Source organism: Rhizobium sp. BK379 (assembly GCF_014193955.1).
GTDB lineage: Bacteria > Pseudomonadota > Alphaproteobacteria > Rhizobiales > Rhizobiaceae > Rhizobium.
This window is the reverse complement of sequence record NZ_JACIAD010000003.1, coordinates 290,511-308,561: the sequence shown is the minus strand read 5'-3', so window position 1 is coordinate 308,561 and position 18,051 is coordinate 290,511. Positions and strand designations below refer to the sequence as shown.

Below are 18,051 nucleotides of genomic sequence, written 5' to 3'. Positions count from 1 at the left end.
TGACAAATTCTACCGCAGGCGCTCCTGGAGTCCTGCAATCAGCCGGCGAATATTGAAAGACATTGTCGGCGAGTGGCTGCCGCCGCGCATCGAGAATGACGGTTGCGCTCTTGGCGCGATGCCCGGGAAGCGTCCGACGGGGGCCGGGCAGCCAGTCCGTAAAGTGGAATCCAATGCTGGCGATCCTTGGCCGACAGCTGTATGCAGCTTGCGGAAGACGAACGAAGGTCACCGATGAGAATAGAATTTCTGCTTTGGCTCGCTGGCGCGATGGCAACATTTCTGGGCGCGGCGACCGCTTCGCGCACCTATATCGCGACCAACAGCATTCTTGTGTTGATCCTGTCTCTCGCCCTTTATTGCGTGGGAAATCTCATCATGGTGCGGCTGATGAGAGAGGGCGGAATGGGGCTTGCAATATCGGTTTCCGCCGTTGCTCAGCTGTTGCTCATCAACGTGATTGCATATTTTGTTTTTGACGAGCGTCTTGCTCCGTCGCAGATGCTAGGCGCGGGACTAGGTCTGGTCGCAATGATGCTTTTGTTGTTCCCAATTGGGGAAAGATAGCAGTCCCGAAGCGGCTGGTTTCGAAAGATGCGAAGCCAGAACGCAGAGAAGGGTAGTATCTCTTTTGTGCCCCCAAGGGGATAGCGCGACTGCGAAAGCCTGCATCGAATGACGTACACCGGAATCCGCATCCCCTAGAACGGTCGCGCACATCGCTGGCCGGTGTCCCGGTCGGCTACCGATATCCGATATTCAGGGCGAGCCCGGACATATCGGTTGAAGGCCCGGAAGGAAATTCGTCCAGGCCGTCGCTCGCGCCTGATTGTCAAAATCCCTAAAAGCGCGATCCCATTTTCGCAACAGCATGCAGTCCGCGACGGGAGATAAGATCTCGTTTCGTCATCGCTCGCCTATAGCGCGATCTCTCCTGTCGCCGAGCGCATGATTTTTTTAAATTAATACCTATCGCATCGATTGAAAAGGAGTATCGTAACGCTAGTTTAAATTGTTAAGACGTTGGCGTCGATGCGTCTGGTCGTGATACGCATGCCGCCAGCTCTGCTCCGACTGAGGGACCGGAAATGCCTGAAAACCCCCTAAATTATTGTATTCTGAGAAATGAACCTCTCCGGAAACATCCTGGAAATATGGACTGCGACCGAGAGCCCAGCCGTCGAATGACATGCCTAAAAGGGCTTCATCACCGCTGGTCGTGCCTCACCATTGTTCGATGAATTACCACACGGAGAGGTAGACGATGTGGAAGCGTGAAGTGGTTGTCGTAGCGACGCTTGTATCCCTGTTTACGGTTCAGGCTGCCCGCGCGGACGGTCCTGCCGGTGCAGCCCGCGGGCTGAAGACGGCGCCCGTGTTCAGCTATATTTCTGAAAAGCGCCGAACTGCAGCACCTTTCGCGCATGTGATGTTTTGCGCTCGAAATCCGGATGAATGTACGGTTCGCGGCGATGTTTCCGAAGTTCCCTTGAGCCCCCTTGCGGAGAAGCAACTTGGCGATATCAACGCGTCGGTCAACCGCTCGATCCGTCCGACGGACGAACGGCAGGGCGATGTCTGGCAGGTGAACGTCAAGGCAGGCGATTGTGAGGATTTCGCGTTGACGAAACGCGACCACCTCATCGCCATGGGCTGGTCGTCGAAAGCACTGCGGATCGCCGTGACCAAGACGCCTGCCGGTAAAGGTCACGCGGTTCTGGTCGTCAAGACCGATCGCGGCGATCTGGTGCTCGACAACCGCACGAATGCGATCAAGGGCTGGAAGGATACGGATCTTCGCTGGCTGATGATCCAGTCAGGCGATGATCCGAAGATATGGTACGAACTCTAGATATGCAGATATGGTGCGGGTTCGAACCCATATGCGGCGACCGAAGTTTCAATGGCACGGAAGGCGCCGTTCTGAGCCCGCAGAATGTCCGCGCCGAAATCCGCCGCCTCGGTTGCGATCGGCACCATTGAACACGCGTTGATGGAACCTTCGTCATCTAATCGATCTTATCGAAAAGAATCCATTGACCTGACGCCCTGCTTGCATCTTCTATCCGCCCCCACATGAGGAAGGCTGGCAGGAGGGCATATGCAAGTCCTATCGAGCATTAAGGCGATGCGCGTAGCACTGGCATCAGCAAAGGCAAACGGCGGAGACGTCGGTTTCGTGCCTACGATGGGCTATCTTCATGCAGGTCATATGGAACTTGTCGCGCGAGCCCGCGCTCAGAACCAGATTGTCGTTGCCTCGATCTTCGTCAATCCGCTCCAGTTCGGGCCGACGGAGGACCTCAGTCGGTATCCGCGCGATCTGGAACGTGACCAGGCGATGCTGGAAGAGGCCGGCGTCGATATTCTCTTTGCGCCCGGCGTCGAGGATATGTATCCGCACCCGATGAAAACCGTCGTTGATGTGCCCGAGCTTGGCTGCGAGCTGGAAGGTGCCGTTCGACCAGGGCATTTTGCCGGCGTGACCACTGTCGTCAGCAAGCTTTTTAACATCGTACAGCCAGACAACGCCTATTTCGGCGAGAAGGATTACCAGCAGGTTGCCATCATCAAACGGATGGCAGACGATCTGGCGCTGCCAGTGCGCATCGTTTCCGTGCCGACGGTGCGGGATGCCGATGGTCTCGCTCTCTCTTCTCGCAATGTCTACCTCAGCGAAGAGCAGCGACGTGCTGCAGTCATCGTCCCTCGCGCGCTGGACGAGGCCGAGCGCCTTGTCAACCAAGGCCTGACCGATCCGCAGCTTCTTGAGGCAAAGCTCGTCGACTTCATCGGGCGTGAACCCTTAGCGAAGCCTGAGGTCGTCGCTGTAAGGGATGCCTCGACGTTGAAGCGCGTCGCGAAAATCGACGATCCGGTGGTTGTCGCACTGTTCGTGCGGATTGGCACGACCAAGCTTCTGGACAACCGGGTGATTGCGAAAAAAGGTTCGTCTGGAACGGGAGAGAAATCATGAGCGCTGTGAGTTCCGCTAAGCGCCTGACGCCATCACGGATCCGGGCGATGAAGGGCGGCACGCCGATCGTGTGTTTGACGGCCTACACGACGCCGATGGCGCGGCTCCTGGACGAACACTGTGATCTCCTGCTTGTCGGAGATTCGCTCGGCATGGTCCTCTATGGCATGGACAGCACCGTGGCGGTGACGCTCGACATGATGATCGCCCATGGCAAGGCGGTGATGCGTGGTGTCGCGAGAGCCTGCGTGGTCGTCGACATGCCCTTCGGCAGCTACCAGGAGTCGAAGGAGCTTGCCTACCGCAATGCCGTGCGCGTTCTGCAGGAAACCGGGTGTGACGCGGTCAAGCTCGAAGGCGGCCAGGAGATGGCCGAGACAATTTCCTTCCTCGCTGCGCGCGGCATTCCGGTGCTCGGCCATATCGGGCTCATGCCGCAGCAGGTTCATACCGCGGGCGGCTACCGATCTGTCGGCCATTCCGAGGAGGAGGTTGCCAAGATCCGGCGTGACGCCGAAGCGATCGGCAATTCGGGGGCCTTTGCCGTCGTCATCGAGGGTACGGTGGAGACATTTGCGCGTGAGGTGACAACGGCAATTCCTGTTCCGACCATCGGGATTGGAGCCTCGGTTGCGTGCGACGGCCAGATCCTCGTCTCGGACGACATGCTTGGACTATTCAACGACTTCACGCCGCGCTTCGTCAAACGGTACGATGAACTTGGAAAAAGGGCAGCGGTGGCGATTGCCGCCTATGCAGACGAGGTGCGTTCCCGCGCATTCCCCACCGACAAACATACATTCAAACGTCGGTCTTGATTGTGAGGCCCTTTCGATTGGGAGCCGGTGATGAACCGCATCGCCCTTTGATTGCCAGTGCAGAATTGGCTCCATCAGAGGCCGAATTGCATAATCGGGAGCATAAATCTTAAAACTGCGTACCGATCCGCGCAAAACTGGGCTGTAATCGTCGCCCTCCATACGATAAATGCTTTTTCAGCGACCGCCGCTGACAATTCACTTCCCAAGCCCCGATCGCCTCATAAACAGCCCGCACGAAAACCGACGACGGCCCGACATGATTCCGGCCGCTCAGGAGGAAGATCCATGGCATCCGTTGCCGAGAGCGCCCCCCGCTTTGAAAAGACCGCAATGTCCATTCTGGTGGCAGTCAGCTTCTGCCACATGCTCAACGACATCATGCAGTCGCTGCTTGCCTCGCTCTATCCGCTCTTCAAGGCGAACTACAACCTCGATTTCGTGCAGATCGGCCTTCTGACGATGACCTTCCAGGTCACGGCCTCGCTGCTCCAGCCGCTCGTCGGCATCGTCACCGACCGTTGGCCGATGCCCTATTCGCTGCCGATCGGCATGGCGAGCACATTCTGCGGTCTGATCCTGCTCGGCAATGCCGGCAGCTTTGAGTTGCTCCTGGTCGCCGCCAGCCTGATTGGCTTCGGCTCGGCCGTCTTCCATCCGGAATCCTCGCGCGTCGCGCGTCTTGCTTCCGGCGGCCGCCACGGCTTTGCCCAGTCCTTCTTTCAGGTCGGCGGTAATGCAGGCCAGGCGATCGGTCCGCTGCTGGCCGCCTTCATCGTGTTGCCGAACGGTCAGCACAGCGTGTCCTGGCTTTCCGGCATCGCCATGGTTGGCATTGTGGTCCTGAGCTGGGTCGGCAACTGGTACGTGAGCCACCGTCGTCAGAACGCCAGCAAGGCGGCCCCGAGCCGCACGCTGCCCCTGCCTCAGAGCAAGGTCGTCACGGCGCTGCTCATCCTCGTGCTGCTGACGGCGACGAAGAATGTCTACATGGCAAGCGTCTCGAGCTACTTCACCTTCTATGTCATCGATCGTTTCCAACTCGATGTGCAGCAGGCGCAGCTCATGCTCTTCCTGTTCCTGGGTTCCGTTGCGACCGGCACCTTCCTCGGTGGCCCGATCGGAGATCGTTTTGGTGCCCGTTTCGTCATCTGGTTCTCGATCCTCGGCGTGATCCCCTTCGCGCTGCTGCTGCCCTATGCGAATCTTTTCTGGACGGGCGTGCTCAGCGTTGTCATCGGCCTGATCTTCGCCTCTGCCTTTTCAGCCATCGTCGTCTTCGCGCAGGAATTGGTGCCAGGTCGCGTCGGGCTGATCGCCGGCGTTTTCTTCGGCTTCGCCTTCGGTGCGGGCGGTCTCGGTGCGGCCTTGCTCGGCGGGTTTGCCGACTCGCACGGCATCGCCTTCGTATATCGTATCTGCTCCTACCTGCCGCTCCTCGGCCTGTTCACCATCTTCCTGCCGCGCATCCCGAAACATCGAGCGGTTTAAGTTTCGCACTCGGAAAGAGGCACCGAAATGCTTTCGGTGCCTCTTTGGTATCCTGGCAGACGCACGGCGCGGCTTCGCGTTGAAACGAACATTTTTTCCCCGGCCTTCAGCGAAGACGGATCGTCATTTCTTTAATCTACTATTTTGATGGATAATATCTGTCTTGTGATGGAGCCATCGACGGCGCGATAGCGGAAGGAAATGATATGTCTGCACCCAAACTGGTCGGTCTTGCCGGCAGCTTCAATCGTCCCTCGAAGACCTTTGCGCTGGTCGAGAATATCGCCGGCCTCGCCGCGGAAAAATATGGCTTCCGCAATACGATTTACGACCTGACGGATGTTGGCCCCTCGCTTGGGCAGGCGTTGCGCCGTGACGATCTCGACAATCGCGCCAAGGAAGTCATCGCCGATATCGTTTCTGCGGATGCTATCGTCATCGGCGCGCCGACCTATAAGGGCAGCTATCCGGGCCTTTTCAAGCACTTGGTCGATCTCATCGATCCGCATGAATTGCGCGCAAAGCCGATTGTCATCACGGCGACAGGCGGCGGCGATCGCCACGCGCTCATGGTCGAACATCAGCTTCGCCCGCTCTTCGGCTTCTTCATGGCCCATACCTTGCCGACGGCCGTCTACGCCTCAGATCGCGATTTCACTGACTATCGCGTCTCCTCCGAACAGCTTTCCAAGCGCATCGGGGAGGTCATCGGCGAGCTTTCCGCTTTCTTTCCGGCCAGAAGTTCCGCGCTGATCGCGGCGGAATGAATCTTATCTCAAGACTGACTTTCGCGGCGCCCATTGGGCGCCGTTTTCGTTTGACGGCTATTTTTACGCTGACATTAATCCATAAATTTGATAGAATTTTATCCTGCCGGCATCGACAAGGGGGCAAGAGTTTTTCTGGCATTAACAAGACATCGGACGTTCTTGCTTCGCTCGTAATGACCGCATTTGCAATTATCCGCCTGCTCGGGGCTCGGCCTCATTCAGTCAGACGGGATAAAAAATGACCAAGAACAAGAATATCGGCACCATTTCGATTTCGCGCCGCGCGGCGCTCACTGTTGCCGCCTCTGCGGCTGCGCTCATCGCCTTTGCTGCGCCGGCTCCTTCCTTTGCGGAAGACAAGTCGATCAAGGTCGGCATCATGAGCGGCGAGGACGAGGATGTCTGGCGTGTCGTGACCACCGAAGCCGCCAAGAAGGGCCTTAAGATCGAGACGATCACCTTCAACGATTATACCCAGCCGAACGAAGCGCTGGAGCGCGGCGAAATCGACGCGAACGCCTTCCAGCACCAGCCCTACCTCGACAATCAGATCAAGCAGAACGGATACCACATCGTCCGTGTCGGCTATACCGGAGTGTGGCCGATCGGTCTCTACAGCAAGAAGCACAAGTCTGTCGCCGAGCTGCCGGAAGGCGCCGTGATCGGCGTGCCGAACGATCCGTCCAACGAAGGTCGTGCGCTGCGCGTTCTGCAGAGTGAAGGCCTGATCAAGCTGAAGGACGGCACGGGCATTCTTGCGACGATCGCCGACGTCGCTGAAAATCCGAAGAATATCGAGATCAAGGAACTGGATGCCGGCATTGTCGGCCGTTCGATCGATGACCTCGACGCCGGTGTCGTCAACACCGACTGGGCGTTGAAGAGCGGCCTTTCGCCGGCAGAGCGCGTCGCGCAGGAGCCGATCGCCGACAACCCCTACCGCAACTTCATTGCCGTGAAGGAAGAAAACAAGGATGCCGATTGGGTGAAGACCCTGGTATCTTCCTATCAGAACGATACCGTGAAGGCCGAGTTCGACAAGGTCTATAAGGGTACGGGCCTCAGCGCCTACTGATCAGCCGCCCTTCCGAGGGCGCCAATGACCGAGGCGGCCCGGGCCTTTGCCGGGGCCGCCTTCGGCTTTTGTGAAGGAATGAGCATGAATTCAATTGTCTCCGCTTCAGGGATCGAGACGCGCCCCGCTGACGCCGAAGAGGTCGTCCGGCTGACGGATGTCAGGCGTAAATTCGGTGCGACACCGGCGCTTGACGGCATCTCGTTGAGTGTGAAGAAGGGCGAGGTTCTCGGCATTATCGGACGCAGCGGCGCCGGAAAGTCGACACTGATCCGCTGCCTTAATGGGCTTGAGCGCGCTGACAGCGGCGAGATCGTCATCGAGGGCCGTAACATTACAGGTCTTGCAGAGAAGGACCTGCAGCCGTTGCGCCGCCGCATCGGGATGATTTTTCAGCACTTCAATCTGCTTTCGGCCAAGACGGTCGAAGAGAACGTCGCGCTGCCATTGAAGATCGAAGGTATCGGCAAGGCCGAGCGACTGAAGCGGGCGCATGAGCTTCTGGATCTCGTCGGCCTTTCCGACAAGGCCAAGGCTTATCCGTCTTCCCTTTCAGGCGGCCAGAAGCAGCGTGTCGGTATCGCCCGCGCACTTGCCGCACGCCCGGCCCTGCTACTTTCCGACGAGGCGACCTCAGCACTCGATCCGGAAACGACGCGCTCGATCCTCGTTCTGCTGAAGGATATCAATCGTAAGCTTGGACTTACTATCCTGTTGATCACCCATGAGATGGAGGTGGTGCGTGGCATTGCCGATCGCGTCGCCGTCATCGATGCTGGCAGGATCGTGGAAGAGGGACAGGTCTGGTCGATCTTCGGCAATCCGCAGACGGCGATCACCAAGAGCCTGCTCGGCGGCATCCGCCCGCAACTACCCGAACATATTGCCGCTCGCCTGTCGCAGTCAGGTGGCACGGAAGCGATCGTCAGTGTCGATCTCTCCGGTCCGGAAGCCCAGGGCGCGCTCTTTGCCGACCTTTCGGCGGTATTGCCGCATTCCTTCCGCCTCGTGCATGGCGGCATCGATCACATCCAGAACCAGCCCGTGGCGCGGTTCTTCATTGCCGTTCCGGCGCGCGATCCTGCGCTTGCCGGAAAGGTCGAACAATTTCTGAAGGCCCGGTCCGCCCGGGTGGAGGTGCTTGGTTATGTCACCGATCATGATTAATCTGCTTTTGCGCTCCCTCTGGGAGACGGTGTTGATGACGGCGGCGTCCGGCGTGATCTCGCTCATTGCCGGGCTGCCGCTCGGACTGGCACTGGTGCTGACGAACCGAGGCGGCATTGCGGAAAATGCCTGGGTCAACCGCGTTCTCGGCGGTGTCATCAACGGCTTCCGCTCCGTGCCTTTCATCATCCTCCTGGTGGCGCTGATCCCACTGACCCGCCTGATCGTCGGCACGGCGATCGGCACTTGGGCGGCCATCGTTCCGCTCGCTATTGCGGCCACGCCCTACTATGCCCGTATTGCAGAGGTCTCGCTGCGCGAGGTCGATCGTGGGTTGATCGACGCCGTGCGTGCCATGGGTGGCAACCGCTGGACGATCATTCGCGAGGTTCTGGTACCGGAAGCCCTGCCAGGAATCGTTGCTGGTTTTACAGTTACGCTGGTAACGCTGATCGGCGCATCCGCGATGGCCGGAGCCATCGGTGCCGGCGGTCTCGGCGACCTCGCCATCCGCTATGGCTACCAGCGTTTCGAGACCAATGTGATGATCGCGGTCGTCGTCGTGCTCATCGTTCTCGTCTGCGGCATCCAGTGGCTGGGCGACCGGCTGGTCGCCCGCCTCGATCATCGCTAGAGCAATTCCAGCAAAAGTTTGCAGGGCTTTTGCGCACGGAATGCGCGAATACGACGAGGTAGAGCATTTTCGTATTTCGAAGAAAGCGAAAAGACTCTACCGCCTGAACTGCGCGGCGGGATGGCTGGCCGATAGCCGGCCATTGCCGCCGAACAATTTCTGGCGCAGCGGTCCTTCCGCGTAATCGGCCTTGAACAGGCCGCGCTCCTGCAGCACGGGCACAACGAGATCGACGAAATCGTTGAGGCTCTCAGGTGTCACGGTGCGCGCCAGATTGAAGCCGTCGATGCCGCCTTCCTCGATCCAGCGCTGCAGCGTGTCGGCGACCTGCTCCGGGGAGCCGACGATCGGCTTCATGCGGCTGCCGAGCACCATTTGGTCGATGATCTGCCGCTTGGTGACAGGTTTTGCCGCCTGCTTGGTGATTGCCGCCAGTGCCGACTGATTGGCGTTGGTCGAGCCCTGGTCAATTACGTCATCGAGCTCGTATTTTGAAAAATCAACACCGACAGAGGCGGAATAATGGGCGAGCGACGCCTCGATGCTTGCATGCCGGCGATAGTCCTCAAGCTTCTCCTGTGCCTCGTTTTCGGTCCTGCCGACGACGACGGTGATCAGGCTGAGGATCTTGATCGCGTCCGCACCGCGGCCGTTCGCCAGCGTCTTGGCGCGAAGCGCATCGACAGTCGGACGCGCCGACTGCGGCGTCGGTCCGGCAATGAAGACGCATTCGGCATGGCGGGCGGCGAAATCCTGGCCGCGGGCCGATGCGCCGGCCTGGAAGAGCAGGGGCGTGCGCTGCGGCGATGGTTCGGCGAGATGAATGCCCTCCATCTTGTAATACTGGCCCTGGTGGCTGACTGCGCGCACCTTTGAGGCATCGGCGAAGATGCCGCGCTCGCGGTCACGTAGCACCGCATCATCGTCCCAACTGCCTTCCCAGAGCTTATAGAGGATTTCGAGATATTCCTCGGCGGCGTCGTAACGGGCATCATGCTCCGGCAGCTTGTCGAAACCCATGCTGCGGGCAGCACTGTCGAGATAGCCCGTCACGATGTTCCAGCCGATGCGGCCCTTGGTCAGGTGATCGAGCGTCGACATGCGCCGTGCCAGCAGGAAGGGCGGCTCATAGGTCGTATTGACGGTGACGCCGAAACCCAGATGTTTCGTGACATAAGCCATGGCCGAAATCGGCATCAGCGGATCGTTGACCGGGATCTGCGCACCCGTCTCGATGACCGGGGCTGGGCTGTTTTTGTAGACATCATAGACACCGACGATGTCGGCTAGAAAAATGCCGTCCAGCCTACCGCGTTCGGCCGTGCGCGCAAAATCGACCCAGTAGTCAAGATCGGTGTAATTGACCGAGCGATCGCGTGGATGCGTCCACATGCCGTGATTTATGTGCCCGACGCAGTTCATGTCGAAGGCGTAGATCTGCATTTTCTTCATCGAATATTGTCCTGAGATTTCGTCGGCCACGTGGCCGGAATTGTCGAGCGGGTCGGGAAACCACCGCTTCTTCCCTTCAAATTAGAAGCAAATTGTCCCTCACCGCTGATTCCAGAAATTTTCTATCTCTATAAAATCTATGAATTTTACAATGATCTATCGACATTCCCGAGGCGGAATGATTTTTAACATTGCTGGAGAGGGATATGAAAATCAACCGACGCAACCTGCTGGGCACGGCCGCTGCCGCTGTCCTCACCTTGACCACCTATGCAGCTCACGCTGCCGACGTCACGCTCAATATCGGCTACCAGCCGATCGTCGAGCCGTCGCGCGTGCCGCAGGCCGATGGCACCTATGAAAAGGAGACCAAGGCCAAGATCAACTGGCAGAAATTCGATGGCGGCGCCGACGTCATCGCTGCCATCGCTTCCGGTTCTATCGATATCGGTTATGTCGGCTCGTCGCCGCTTGCCGCGGCCGCCAGCCGCGAACTGCCCATCGAGACGATCTATGTCGTCGGCCTCATTAGCGACGCTGAAGCGCTTGCGGTCAAGAACATCACCAAGCCAGAAGACTTGAAGGGTAAGAAGATTGCCACGCCCTTCGTTTCGACAGCGCATTACAGCCTGCTGACGGCGCTGAAGCACTGGAAGGTCGATCCGAAGTCGGTGCAGATCCTCAATCTGCGTCCGCCGGAAATCGCTGCTGCCTGGGAGCGCGGTGACATCGACGGCGCCTATGTCTGGGATCCCGTCCTGGCGCAGTTGAAAAAGAGCGGCAGCGTGCTTGCCACCTCCGCCGATGTCGCCAAGTGGGGCGGCCCGACCTTCGATGCCTGGATCGTCAGCAGGAAATTTGCCGAGGCCCATCCTGAAGTCGTCACCGGCTTCGTGAAGGTCACGGGTGCGGCTTACGCCTCCTACCTCGCCAATCCGGATAGCTGGAATGCGAAATCACCGGAAGCCGAAAAGATTGCCAAACTCACCGGCGCCAAGACCGATGAAGTGCCGGCTCTTCTCAAGGGCTATACCTTCCCGAGCCTGAAGGAGCAGGCTAGCGCCGATCTCCTCGGTGGCGGTACGACGAAGGCCGTTGCTGAAACCTCGGCCTTCCTCCTCGAGCAGGGCAAGATCCCCGGCGTTCTGAAGGACTACAGCCCCTATGTTTCCGACCGCTGGGTCAAGGAAGCCGCCAAGGCCGGTCTCTGACCTCCCAAGGGTCCCGGTGCGGCTTCGCCGCGCCGGTTTTTCTTAAACAGGTGGTGTCCATGAGCATACTTTCACTACAGTCCCTGTCGCTCGATTATGCCGACGCAGGCACTCGCCGGAAGAGACGTGTGCTCGATGGCGTCAACCTGCATATCGCCTCCGACGAATTCGTGGTGGTCATCGGCCGTTCGGGTTCCGGCAAGACGAGCCTTCTCAATATTGCGGCCGGTTTTACCGAGCCGAGCGAGGGACGCGTGCTGGTCGACGGCAAAGAGATCGACGGGCCTGACGTAGACCGAGCTGTCGTGTTTCAGGATGACGCGCTCTATCCATGGCTGACGGCCGCCGGCAACGTCGCCTTTCCGCTGAAGCTTCAGCGCATCCCGAAAGGCGAGAGGCAGCGCCGCGCGGAAGACCTGCTCGTGAAGGTCGGCCTCGATGGCGCGGGCAAGAAGAATATCTGGGAACTCTCCGGTGGCATGCGTCAGCGCGTCGGCATTGCCCGCGCGCTTGCCTCCGGGCCGCGCTTCCTGTTGCTCGATGAGCCGCTCGGCGCGCTCGATGCTTTGACGCGCAGCCGCATGCAAAAATTCCTGCTCAACGTCTGGGCTGAGAGCAAGACCGGCGCGTTGCTGATTACCCACAGCATCGACGAGGCCTTGCTGCTTGCCACACGCGTCATCGTGCTTGCGCCCAATCCGGGTCGCATCGTTGCCGATATCAAGACGGAGTTCGGCAAGGCAGTGCTCGGAGGAAAAAGTATAAAGGATATCAAGGCGCTGGCCGTATTCAAGGACTTGAATGACGAGCTGACCGCGCTCATCCATGCCGATGAAGAGGAGATTGCCGCATGAGCGTCGAGGCCGAAGCACTCACGACCGCAGCGACAGATCGGCTGGTCGAAGCGCGGCCCAAACGCCGCGGCACATTGGCGATCTCGCTTGCGACCATTGCCGTCATCATCGCCGGCTGGAGCCTTGCTTCGGCTTATGGCGCCATCTCACCGGTCTTCCTGCCGTCGCCGTTTGTCGTGGCGCAATCGCTTGCCAATGTCGCGGTCAACGGCTTCGTCGATTCCACGCTCGCCGAGCATACGTTGGCAAGTCTGCTGCGCATCTTCGCAGCGCTCGCCGTCTCACTCCTCATCGGCGTGCCCGCTGGTCTTGCCATCGCCACCAGCCGCATCGGCAAGGGCATCCTCGATCCGATCGTCGAATTCCTGCGCCCTCTGCCACCGCTTGCGTATCTGCCGCTGATCATCATCTGGGTCGGCATCGGCGAGGCGTCGAAGGTTACGGTGATCTCGCTCGCCATGCTGCCCCCAATCATCCTGTCGACGGCATCAGGCGTCAAATCCGCTCCGGCTGATTTCGTCAACGCCGCCCGCTCGTTTGGCGCAAGCCGGCTGCAGGTGCTGCTGCATGTCATTCTTCCAGGCGCCATTCCGTCGATTTTGACTGGCACACGTATCGCCCTCGGCGCCGGCTGGTCGACTCTGGTCGCTGCCGAGCTGGTGGCGGCAAGCCAAGGCCTTGGTTTCATGATCCAGTCTGCGGCGCAGTTCCTGGTGACCGATATCGTCATCGGTGGAATCGTCGTCATCGCCGCCATCGCCTTCCTGCTGGAGATACTGGCGCGGCTGATCGAACGGGTCCTCGTGCCCTGGGCCGCTCATCGCTGAACGTCTATCATCGCCTTGCCGATCAAATTATCCTAAGGCTGTATCGCGCCGCGCGACCGCATGATGGTAGCGTGGTGCGCAGATAATGCCGGAGGATGATATGACGAAGAAGACGCTGTCGGACTGGGAGGCGCTGGCGGAGAAGGAGCTGCGCGCAGCACCGGAGACGCTGACCTGGCAAACACCCGAAGGCATAGACGTCAAACCGCTTTACACCGCAGCCGATCTCGAAAGCACTGACGTCGACAGCCTGCCCGGATTTGCGCCCTTCACGCGCGGTCCACGCGCCACCATGTATGCCGGCCGGCCCTGGACGATCCGGCAATATGCCGGCTTCTCGACCGCCGAGGAATCCAATGCCTTCTACCGCCGCAATCTCTCCGCAGGTCAGAAGGGCCTCTCCGTGGCCTTCGACCTGGCTACCCATCGCGGCTATGACAGCGATCACCCACGGGTCGTCGGCGATGTCGGCAAGGCGGGGGTAGCCATCGACAGCGTCGAGGACATGAAGATCCTGTTCGACGGCATTCCGTTGCAGGACATGTCCGTCTCCATGACTATGAATGGCGCCGTCATCCCAATTCTGGCGAATTTCATTGTCGCCGGCGAGGAGCAGGGCGTCTCGAAGGCGGAGCTTTCAGGGACCATCCAGAACGATATCCTCAAGGAGTTCATGGTCCGCAACACTTACATCTACCCGCCGGAACCCTCGATGCGCATCGTTGCCGATATCATCGAATATACGGCAAAGGAGATGCCGAAATTCAATTCGATCTCAATCTCCGGCTATCACATGCAGGAGGCGGGCGCGACGCTGGTGCAGGAGTTGGCCTTCACGCTTGCCGACGGGCGCGAATATGTGCGTGCGGCTATCGCCAAGGGCCTTGATGTCGATGATTTCGCCGGGCGGCTCTCCTTCTTCTTCGCGATCGGCATGAATTTCTTCATGGAAGCCGCAAAGCTTCGCGCAGCCCGCCTGCTCTGGACCCGTATCATGGAGGAGTTCGAGCCGAAGAAAGCGTCTTCGCTGATGCTGCGAACTCATTGCCAGACATCGGGTGTGTCGCTGCAGGAGCAGGATCCCTACAACAACATCATCCGCACGGCTTTCGAGGCGATGTCGGCCGTGCTCGGCGGCACGCAGTCGCTGCACACCAATTCCTTCGACGAGGCGATTGCCCTGCCGACGGAATTTTCCGCCCGCATCGCCCGCAACACCCAGCTCATTCTGCAGCACGAGACCGGCGTCACCAAGGTGGTCGACCCGCTTGCCGGCTCCTACTACGTCGAGAGCCTGACGAAGGAACTTGCCGACAAGGCCTGGACGCTGATCGAAGAAGTCGAGGCGCTCGGTGGCATGACGAAGGCCGTCAATGAGGGTTTGCCGAAGCGGCTGATCGAGGAGGCTGCCGCCCGTCGCCAGGCCGCGGTCGACAAGGGCGACGAGGTCATCGTCGGCGTCAACAAGTACCGGCTGGAGACCGAACAGCCGATCGACATTCTCGAGATCGACAACAGCGCGGTGCGCGCAGCGCAGATCCGCCGGATCGAGGAAACCAAGCGTCGCCGTGACGGCACGAAGGTCAAGGAGGCGCTAGCCGCGCTTTCGGACATTGCCCGCAGCGGCAACGGCAATCTGCTTGCCGCCGCTGTCGAAGCGGCGCGTGCGCGAGCGACCGTCGGCGAGATTTCCGATGCGATGCGTGAGATCTTCGGCGATCATTTCGCCACGCCCAAGGTCATCCGCGGCGTCTATGGAACCGCCTATCGCGACGAACCCGAGCTGGATGTTCTGAAAGCCCGCATGGCCGAGGTAACCGAGGCGATGGGCCGCAAGCCGAAGATCATGGTCGCCAAGCTCGGCCAGGACGGGCACGACCGCGGCGCCAAGGTGATTGCCTCGGCGTTCGGTGATGTCGGTTTCGACGTGCTCGCCGGCCCGCTATTCCAGACGCCGGATGAGGCGGCCGGCATGGCGCTCGGCGAGAGGGTCAATGTGATCGGTGTTTCGTCGCTGGCGGCCGGTCATCGGACGCTGCTGCCGCAGTTGATCGACCGGCTTAAGGAACAGGGTGGCGGTGACATCATCGTCGTCTGCGGCGGCGTCATCCCGCGGCAGGACTATGAATTCCTGCACGAACACGGCGTCGCCGCCGTGTTCGGCCCGGGTACCAATGTGCTGGAGGCCGCGAATTCCGTTCTCGACCTCCTGCAGGGGATCAGGCGAAACCAGTAGCTCAGAGCAGCCCGCGCTTTGCGAGATTGCTCATCAGCGCCGAGATGCCGAAGGTCCAGGGCGGGCATTCCGTCGACAGCCGGACGGTGTTGACCAGTGCGCCGAGGCCGGCGGACGAGATTTCCACGACATCGCCGACCTTGTGGGTAAAGCCCTGGTTCTTGGCGTCGCGGTCCTGCGTTGGCGCAAAAAGCGTGCCGAGGAACAACATGAAGCCATCGGGATACTGATGGTGACTACCGACGGTCTGCTTGACGAGATCGGTCGGGTCGCGGCTGATCTGCGACATGGAACTCTTGCCGCGCAGCACGAAACCGTCCTGGCCGGTGACCTTGAGATCGAGTTCGGCCTTGCGAACGTCGTCAAGGCTGTAGCTCTGATCGAAGAGGCGGATGAAGGGACCGATCGAGCAGGAGGCGTTGTTGTCCTTCGCCTTGCCGAGCAGCAGCGCCGAGCGGCCCTCGACATCGCGCAGGTTAACGTCATTGCCGAGCGTGGCGCCCTTGATCTCGCCACGGCTGTTGACGGCCAGCACGATTTCCGGCTCCGGATTGTTCCAGGTCGAGATCGGGTGGAGGCCGACATCCGAACCCCAGCCGACCGATGAAAGCACCGGCGACTTGGTGAAGACTTCCGCATCCGGGCCGATGCCGACTTCGAGATATTGCGACCAGATGCCTTCCTCGATCAGCGCCTTCTTGACCTCGGCGGCTTCCGGCGAGCCGGCCTTGATGTTGGTCAGGCTGCCGCCAATCAGCGTGCTGACGCGCTCGCGAATGGACGCTGCGCGATCTGGATTGCCGGCGGCTTTCTCCTCGATGACGCGTTCGATCATCGACTGGGCGAAGGTCACGCCGCAGGCTTTGATCGCCTGCAGGTCGGCCGGTGCCAGCAGATAGGCTTTGCTCGTATCTGGCTTGCCAGTGCTGTTGGCGGCACTCGCCTCGAGGGTGCCAAGCGCCTTGCCGCTGGCGGTACGGACGAAGTCTGCCGCATCGGCTCGCTCCAGCAGAGCGCTCAGCGTCGGCGCTTCAGGGGAGGTGATATCGACGAGGCTGCCATCGCGCAGCGTTACGATGCTCGGCCCGGCAACATCGGGGTTCCAGGCACGGCCGACAAAGAGACCGCCCGAAGCGGCAGCGTCGAGGGGGGATTGGGACATGGTGATCTTCCGTCACAGGGCGGAGCGGGGAGCGCTCCTGCAGAATGGGATAGCTGCCGTCCTCCTACCCGACGGCCTTCAAAATCGAGCATATTCATCGGCCAAGAGCAAGCCTCAAAGGGCTGGAGCGGTTCGTAGGAGTGCAGCACGATGGCGCGGTCAAGAGGCATTTCATCTTAACTTATAACTATTTAGATACAAAATAATCTTTCTATTTCATATATTTACAAAAGAGGCAAAAGAGTTTTGCCATCAATCCCGCCTTGACAGGCCTTTGCTTTCGCTGTCTGGTTTGCACCACGAAGGAGGGTCGGCGTAAGCCGGCCCGGATAATTCCCCGGGAGGATAATATTGCGATGCTAAGATTTGCCGTCGTCGGAATCGATCATGGGCACACTTTCGATCATGTGAAGGGATTGTTGGCCGCCGGCGCCGAATTCGTCGGCTATTGCCCGCAGACATCAGTGCCGGCGATCCGCGAAATGTTCGAGAAAACCTATCCGGACGCGCCGCAGATCGACCGTGAGAAGATCTTCGCTGATCCCTCCATCGACATCATCTGCATTGCCGCGATCCCGCGTGACCGCGCCGGCCTTGCCATCCGCGCGATGAAAGCCGGCAAGGATGTCATGACTGACAAGCCCGGCGTGACGACCTTCGCCCAGCTGGAAGAGGTCAAACGTACCGTTGCCGAGACCGGCAAGATCTTCTCCATCTGCTTTTCCGAACGCCATTGTGTGCGCTCTGCCGTCAAGGCCGGCAAGCTGGTGAAGGAAGGGGCGATCGGCAAGGTCATCCAGACGCTGGGCATGGGGCCGCACCGGCTGCAGCTGCCGACACGGCCGGACTGGTTCTTCGATCCGGAAGCCTTCGGCGGCATTATCGTCGATATCGCCTCGCATCAGGTCGACCAGTTCCTGTTCTACACAGGCTCGACGACGGGCGAGGTGGTCGCAAGCTCTGTTGGTAATTTCGGCATGCCGGAAAAACCGGCCTTCCAGGATTTCGGCGAAGTGCTGCTGCGTTCCGACAAGGCAAGCGGTTATATCCGCGTCGACTGGTTCACGCCGGAGGCGCTGCCGACCTGGGGCGACGGTCGACTGACCATCCTCGGCACCGAGGGTTATATCGAGCTGCGCAAGTATATCGATATCGCCGGCCGTCCCGGCAAGGATCATCTCTTCCTCGTCAATGGCAAGGAGATGACGCATATCGATTGCAGCGGCGAGAAGCTTGATTATTTCGACGCCTTTGTCGCCGACGTGCGTGACCGCAGCGAAACGGCGATGACGCATAACCACGTTTACGAGGTTTGCCGTCTGTCGCTTGAAGCGCAGTCGAAAGCCGCCCGTATCGGTAATCGCTGAGGAAGACACC

The 18,051-nt window shown here is 59.8% G+C and carries 16 protein-coding genes; 14 read left to right on the top strand and 2 right to left on the bottom strand.

Annotation, left to right across the window (positions count from 1 at the left end; genetic code table 11):
- Nucleotides 1-234: 234 nt before the first annotated feature.
- From FHT93_RS17820 to FHT93_RS17780, 9 genes are all read left to right on the top strand, one after another.
- Nucleotides 235-567, top strand: a complete 333-nt coding sequence (locus FHT93_RS17820; RefSeq protein WP_112972402.1) for a hypothetical protein — start codon at nt 235-237, stop codon at nt 565-567.
- Between the two features lie 697 nt (nt 568-1,264).
- Nucleotides 1,265-1,852: a transglutaminase-like cysteine peptidase gene (locus tag FHT93_RS17815; RefSeq protein WP_112542502.1), complete on the top strand. Its 588-nt coding sequence runs from the start codon at nt 1,265-1,267 to the stop codon at nt 1,850-1,852.
- 249 nt (nt 1,853-2,101) lie between these two features.
- A complete protein-coding gene (panC, locus tag FHT93_RS17810; protein WP_183848676.1) occupies nt 2,102-2,977 on the top strand; it encodes a pantoate--beta-alanine ligase in 876 nt (291 codons plus the stop codon).
- The gene (gene panB, locus FHT93_RS17805; protein WP_113017056.1) at nt 2,974-3,795 is read left to right on the top strand and encodes a 3-methyl-2-oxobutanoate hydroxymethyltransferase; all 822 of its coding nucleotides are present in this window, start codon (nt 2,974-2,976) and stop codon (nt 3,793-3,795) included. The genes panC and panB overlap by 4 nt, the downstream gene beginning before the upstream one ends.
- Before the next feature lie 288 nt (nt 3,796-4,083).
- Nucleotides 4,084-5,286 (top strand): MFS transporter, encoded by a 1,203-nt coding sequence (locus FHT93_RS17800; RefSeq protein ID WP_113017055.1) that lies wholly within the window; start codon nt 4,084-4,086, stop codon nt 5,284-5,286.
- Between the two features lie 206 nt (nt 5,287-5,492).
- Nucleotides 5,493-6,053 carry an FMN reductase gene (gene msuE / locus FHT93_RS17795; RefSeq protein ID WP_112542498.1) on the top strand — a complete coding sequence of 187 codons (561 nt, stop codon included), beginning with the start codon at nt 5,493-5,495 and terminating at the stop codon, nt 6,051-6,053.
- 241 nt (nt 6,054-6,294) lie between these two features.
- Entirely contained in the window at nt 6,295-7,131 is an 837-nt protein-coding gene (locus FHT93_RS17790) for a MetQ/NlpA family lipoprotein (protein ID WP_112542497.1), read from the top strand.
- An 84-nt stretch (nt 7,132-7,215) separates the two neighbouring features.
- Nucleotides 7,216-8,298: a methionine ABC transporter ATP-binding protein gene (locus FHT93_RS17785; protein ID WP_112542725.1), complete on the top strand. Its 1,083-nt coding sequence runs from the start codon at nt 7,216-7,218 to the stop codon at nt 8,296-8,298.
- Nucleotides 8,279-8,932, top strand: coding sequence for a methionine ABC transporter permease (locus FHT93_RS17780; protein WP_112542496.1), 654 nt, complete (start codon nt 8,279-8,281; stop codon nt 8,930-8,932). The genes FHT93_RS17785 and FHT93_RS17780 overlap by 20 nt, the downstream gene beginning before the upstream one ends.
- A gap of 96 nt (nt 8,933-9,028) precedes the next feature.
- Here the strand turns inward: FHT93_RS17780 and FHT93_RS17775 are convergent, their stop codons facing one another.
- A complete protein-coding gene (locus FHT93_RS17775) occupies nt 9,029-10,384 on the bottom strand; it encodes an LLM class flavin-dependent oxidoreductase (protein WP_183848674.1) in 1,356 nt (451 codons plus the stop codon).
- A gap of 206 nt (nt 10,385-10,590) precedes the next feature.
- On the opposite strand from FHT93_RS17775, the gene tauA reads away from it, so the two are divergent.
- The 4 genes from tauA (at nt 10,591) to scpA (ending at nt 15,512) form a co-directional block, all read left to right on the top strand.
- Entirely contained in the window at nt 10,591-11,595 is a 1,005-nt protein-coding gene (gene tauA, locus FHT93_RS17770; protein WP_113203777.1) for a taurine ABC transporter substrate-binding protein, read from the top strand.
- A 59-nt stretch (nt 11,596-11,654) separates the two neighbouring features.
- Nucleotides 11,655-12,449, top strand: coding sequence for an ABC transporter ATP-binding protein (locus FHT93_RS17765; RefSeq protein WP_183848672.1), 795 nt, complete (start codon nt 11,655-11,657; stop codon nt 12,447-12,449).
- Nucleotides 12,446-13,276: an ABC transporter permease subunit gene (locus FHT93_RS17760; RefSeq protein WP_183848670.1), complete on the top strand. Its 831-nt coding sequence runs from the start codon at nt 12,446-12,448 to the stop codon at nt 13,274-13,276. Before FHT93_RS17765 ends, FHT93_RS17760 begins: the two co-directional genes overlap by 4 nt.
- 100 nt (nt 13,277-13,376) lie before the next feature.
- Complete coding sequence (gene scpA / locus FHT93_RS17755; RefSeq protein ID WP_183848668.1) at nt 13,377-15,512, top strand: methylmalonyl-CoA mutase; 2,136 nt, start codon at nt 13,377-13,379, stop codon at nt 15,510-15,512.
- Between the two features lies 1 nt (nt 15,513).
- On the opposite strand, the gene FHT93_RS17750 is transcribed toward scpA, so the two are convergent.
- The gene (locus tag FHT93_RS17750; protein WP_183848666.1) at nt 15,514-16,674 is read right to left on the bottom strand and encodes a fumarylacetoacetate hydrolase family protein; all 1,161 of its coding nucleotides are present in this window, start codon (nt 16,672-16,674) and stop codon (nt 15,514-15,516) included.
- Between the two features lie 356 nt (nt 16,675-17,030).
- Here FHT93_RS17750 and FHT93_RS17745 point away from each other — a divergent pair, with 356 nt between their 5' ends.
- The gene (locus tag FHT93_RS17745; RefSeq protein WP_113206646.1) at nt 17,031-18,041 is read left to right on the top strand and encodes a Gfo/Idh/MocA family oxidoreductase; all 1,011 of its coding nucleotides are present in this window, start codon (nt 17,031-17,033) and stop codon (nt 18,039-18,041) included.
- Nucleotides 18,042-18,051 lie beyond the last annotated feature (10 nt).

What these genes read in the sequence shown, in the direction of transcription:
- tauA (WP_113203777.1), top strand. Translation starts at nt 10,591, where the DNA reads ATGAAAATCAACCGACGCAACCTGCTGGGCACGGCCGCTGCCGCTGTC.
- FHT93_RS17785 (WP_112542725.1), top strand. Translation starts at nt 7,216, where the DNA reads ATGAATTCAATTGTCTCCGCTTCAGGGATCGAGACGCGCCCCGCTGAC.
- panB (WP_113017056.1), top strand. Translation starts at nt 2,974, where the DNA reads ATGAGCGCTGTGAGTTCCGCTAAGCGCCTGACGCCATCACGGATCCGG.
- panC (WP_183848676.1), top strand. Translation starts at nt 2,102, where the DNA reads ATGCAAGTCCTATCGAGCATTAAGGCGATGCGCGTAGCACTGGCATCA.
- FHT93_RS17765 (WP_183848672.1), top strand. Translation starts at nt 11,655, where the DNA reads ATGAGCATACTTTCACTACAGTCCCTGTCGCTCGATTATGCCGACGCA.
- FHT93_RS17820 (WP_112972402.1), top strand. Translation starts at nt 235, where the DNA reads ATGAGAATAGAATTTCTGCTTTGGCTCGCTGGCGCGATGGCAACATTT.
- FHT93_RS17800 (WP_113017055.1), top strand. Translation starts at nt 4,084, where the DNA reads ATGGCATCCGTTGCCGAGAGCGCCCCCCGCTTTGAAAAGACCGCAATG.
- FHT93_RS17780 (WP_112542496.1), top strand. Translation starts at nt 8,279, where the DNA reads ATGTCACCGATCATGATTAATCTGCTTTTGCGCTCCCTCTGGGAGACG.
- FHT93_RS17760 (WP_183848670.1), top strand. Translation starts at nt 12,446, where the DNA reads ATGAGCGTCGAGGCCGAAGCACTCACGACCGCAGCGACAGATCGGCTG.
- msuE (WP_112542498.1), top strand. Translation starts at nt 5,493, where the DNA reads ATGTCTGCACCCAAACTGGTCGGTCTTGCCGGCAGCTTCAATCGTCCC.
- FHT93_RS17745 (WP_113206646.1), top strand. Translation starts at nt 17,031, where the DNA reads ATGCTAAGATTTGCCGTCGTCGGAATCGATCATGGGCACACTTTCGAT.
- scpA (WP_183848668.1), top strand. Translation starts at nt 13,377, where the DNA reads ATGACGAAGAAGACGCTGTCGGACTGGGAGGCGCTGGCGGAGAAGGAG.
- FHT93_RS17815 (WP_112542502.1), top strand. Translation starts at nt 1,265, where the DNA reads ATGTGGAAGCGTGAAGTGGTTGTCGTAGCGACGCTTGTATCCCTGTTT.
- FHT93_RS17790 (WP_112542497.1), top strand. Translation starts at nt 6,295, where the DNA reads ATGACCAAGAACAAGAATATCGGCACCATTTCGATTTCGCGCCGCGCG.
- FHT93_RS17775 (WP_183848674.1), bottom strand. Translation starts at nt 10,384, where the DNA reads ATGAAGAAAATGCAGATCTACGCCTTCGACATGAACTGCGTCGGGCAC.
- FHT93_RS17750 (WP_183848666.1), bottom strand. Translation starts at nt 16,674, where the DNA reads ATGTCCCAATCCCCCCTCGACGCTGCCGCTTCGGGCGGTCTCTTTGTC.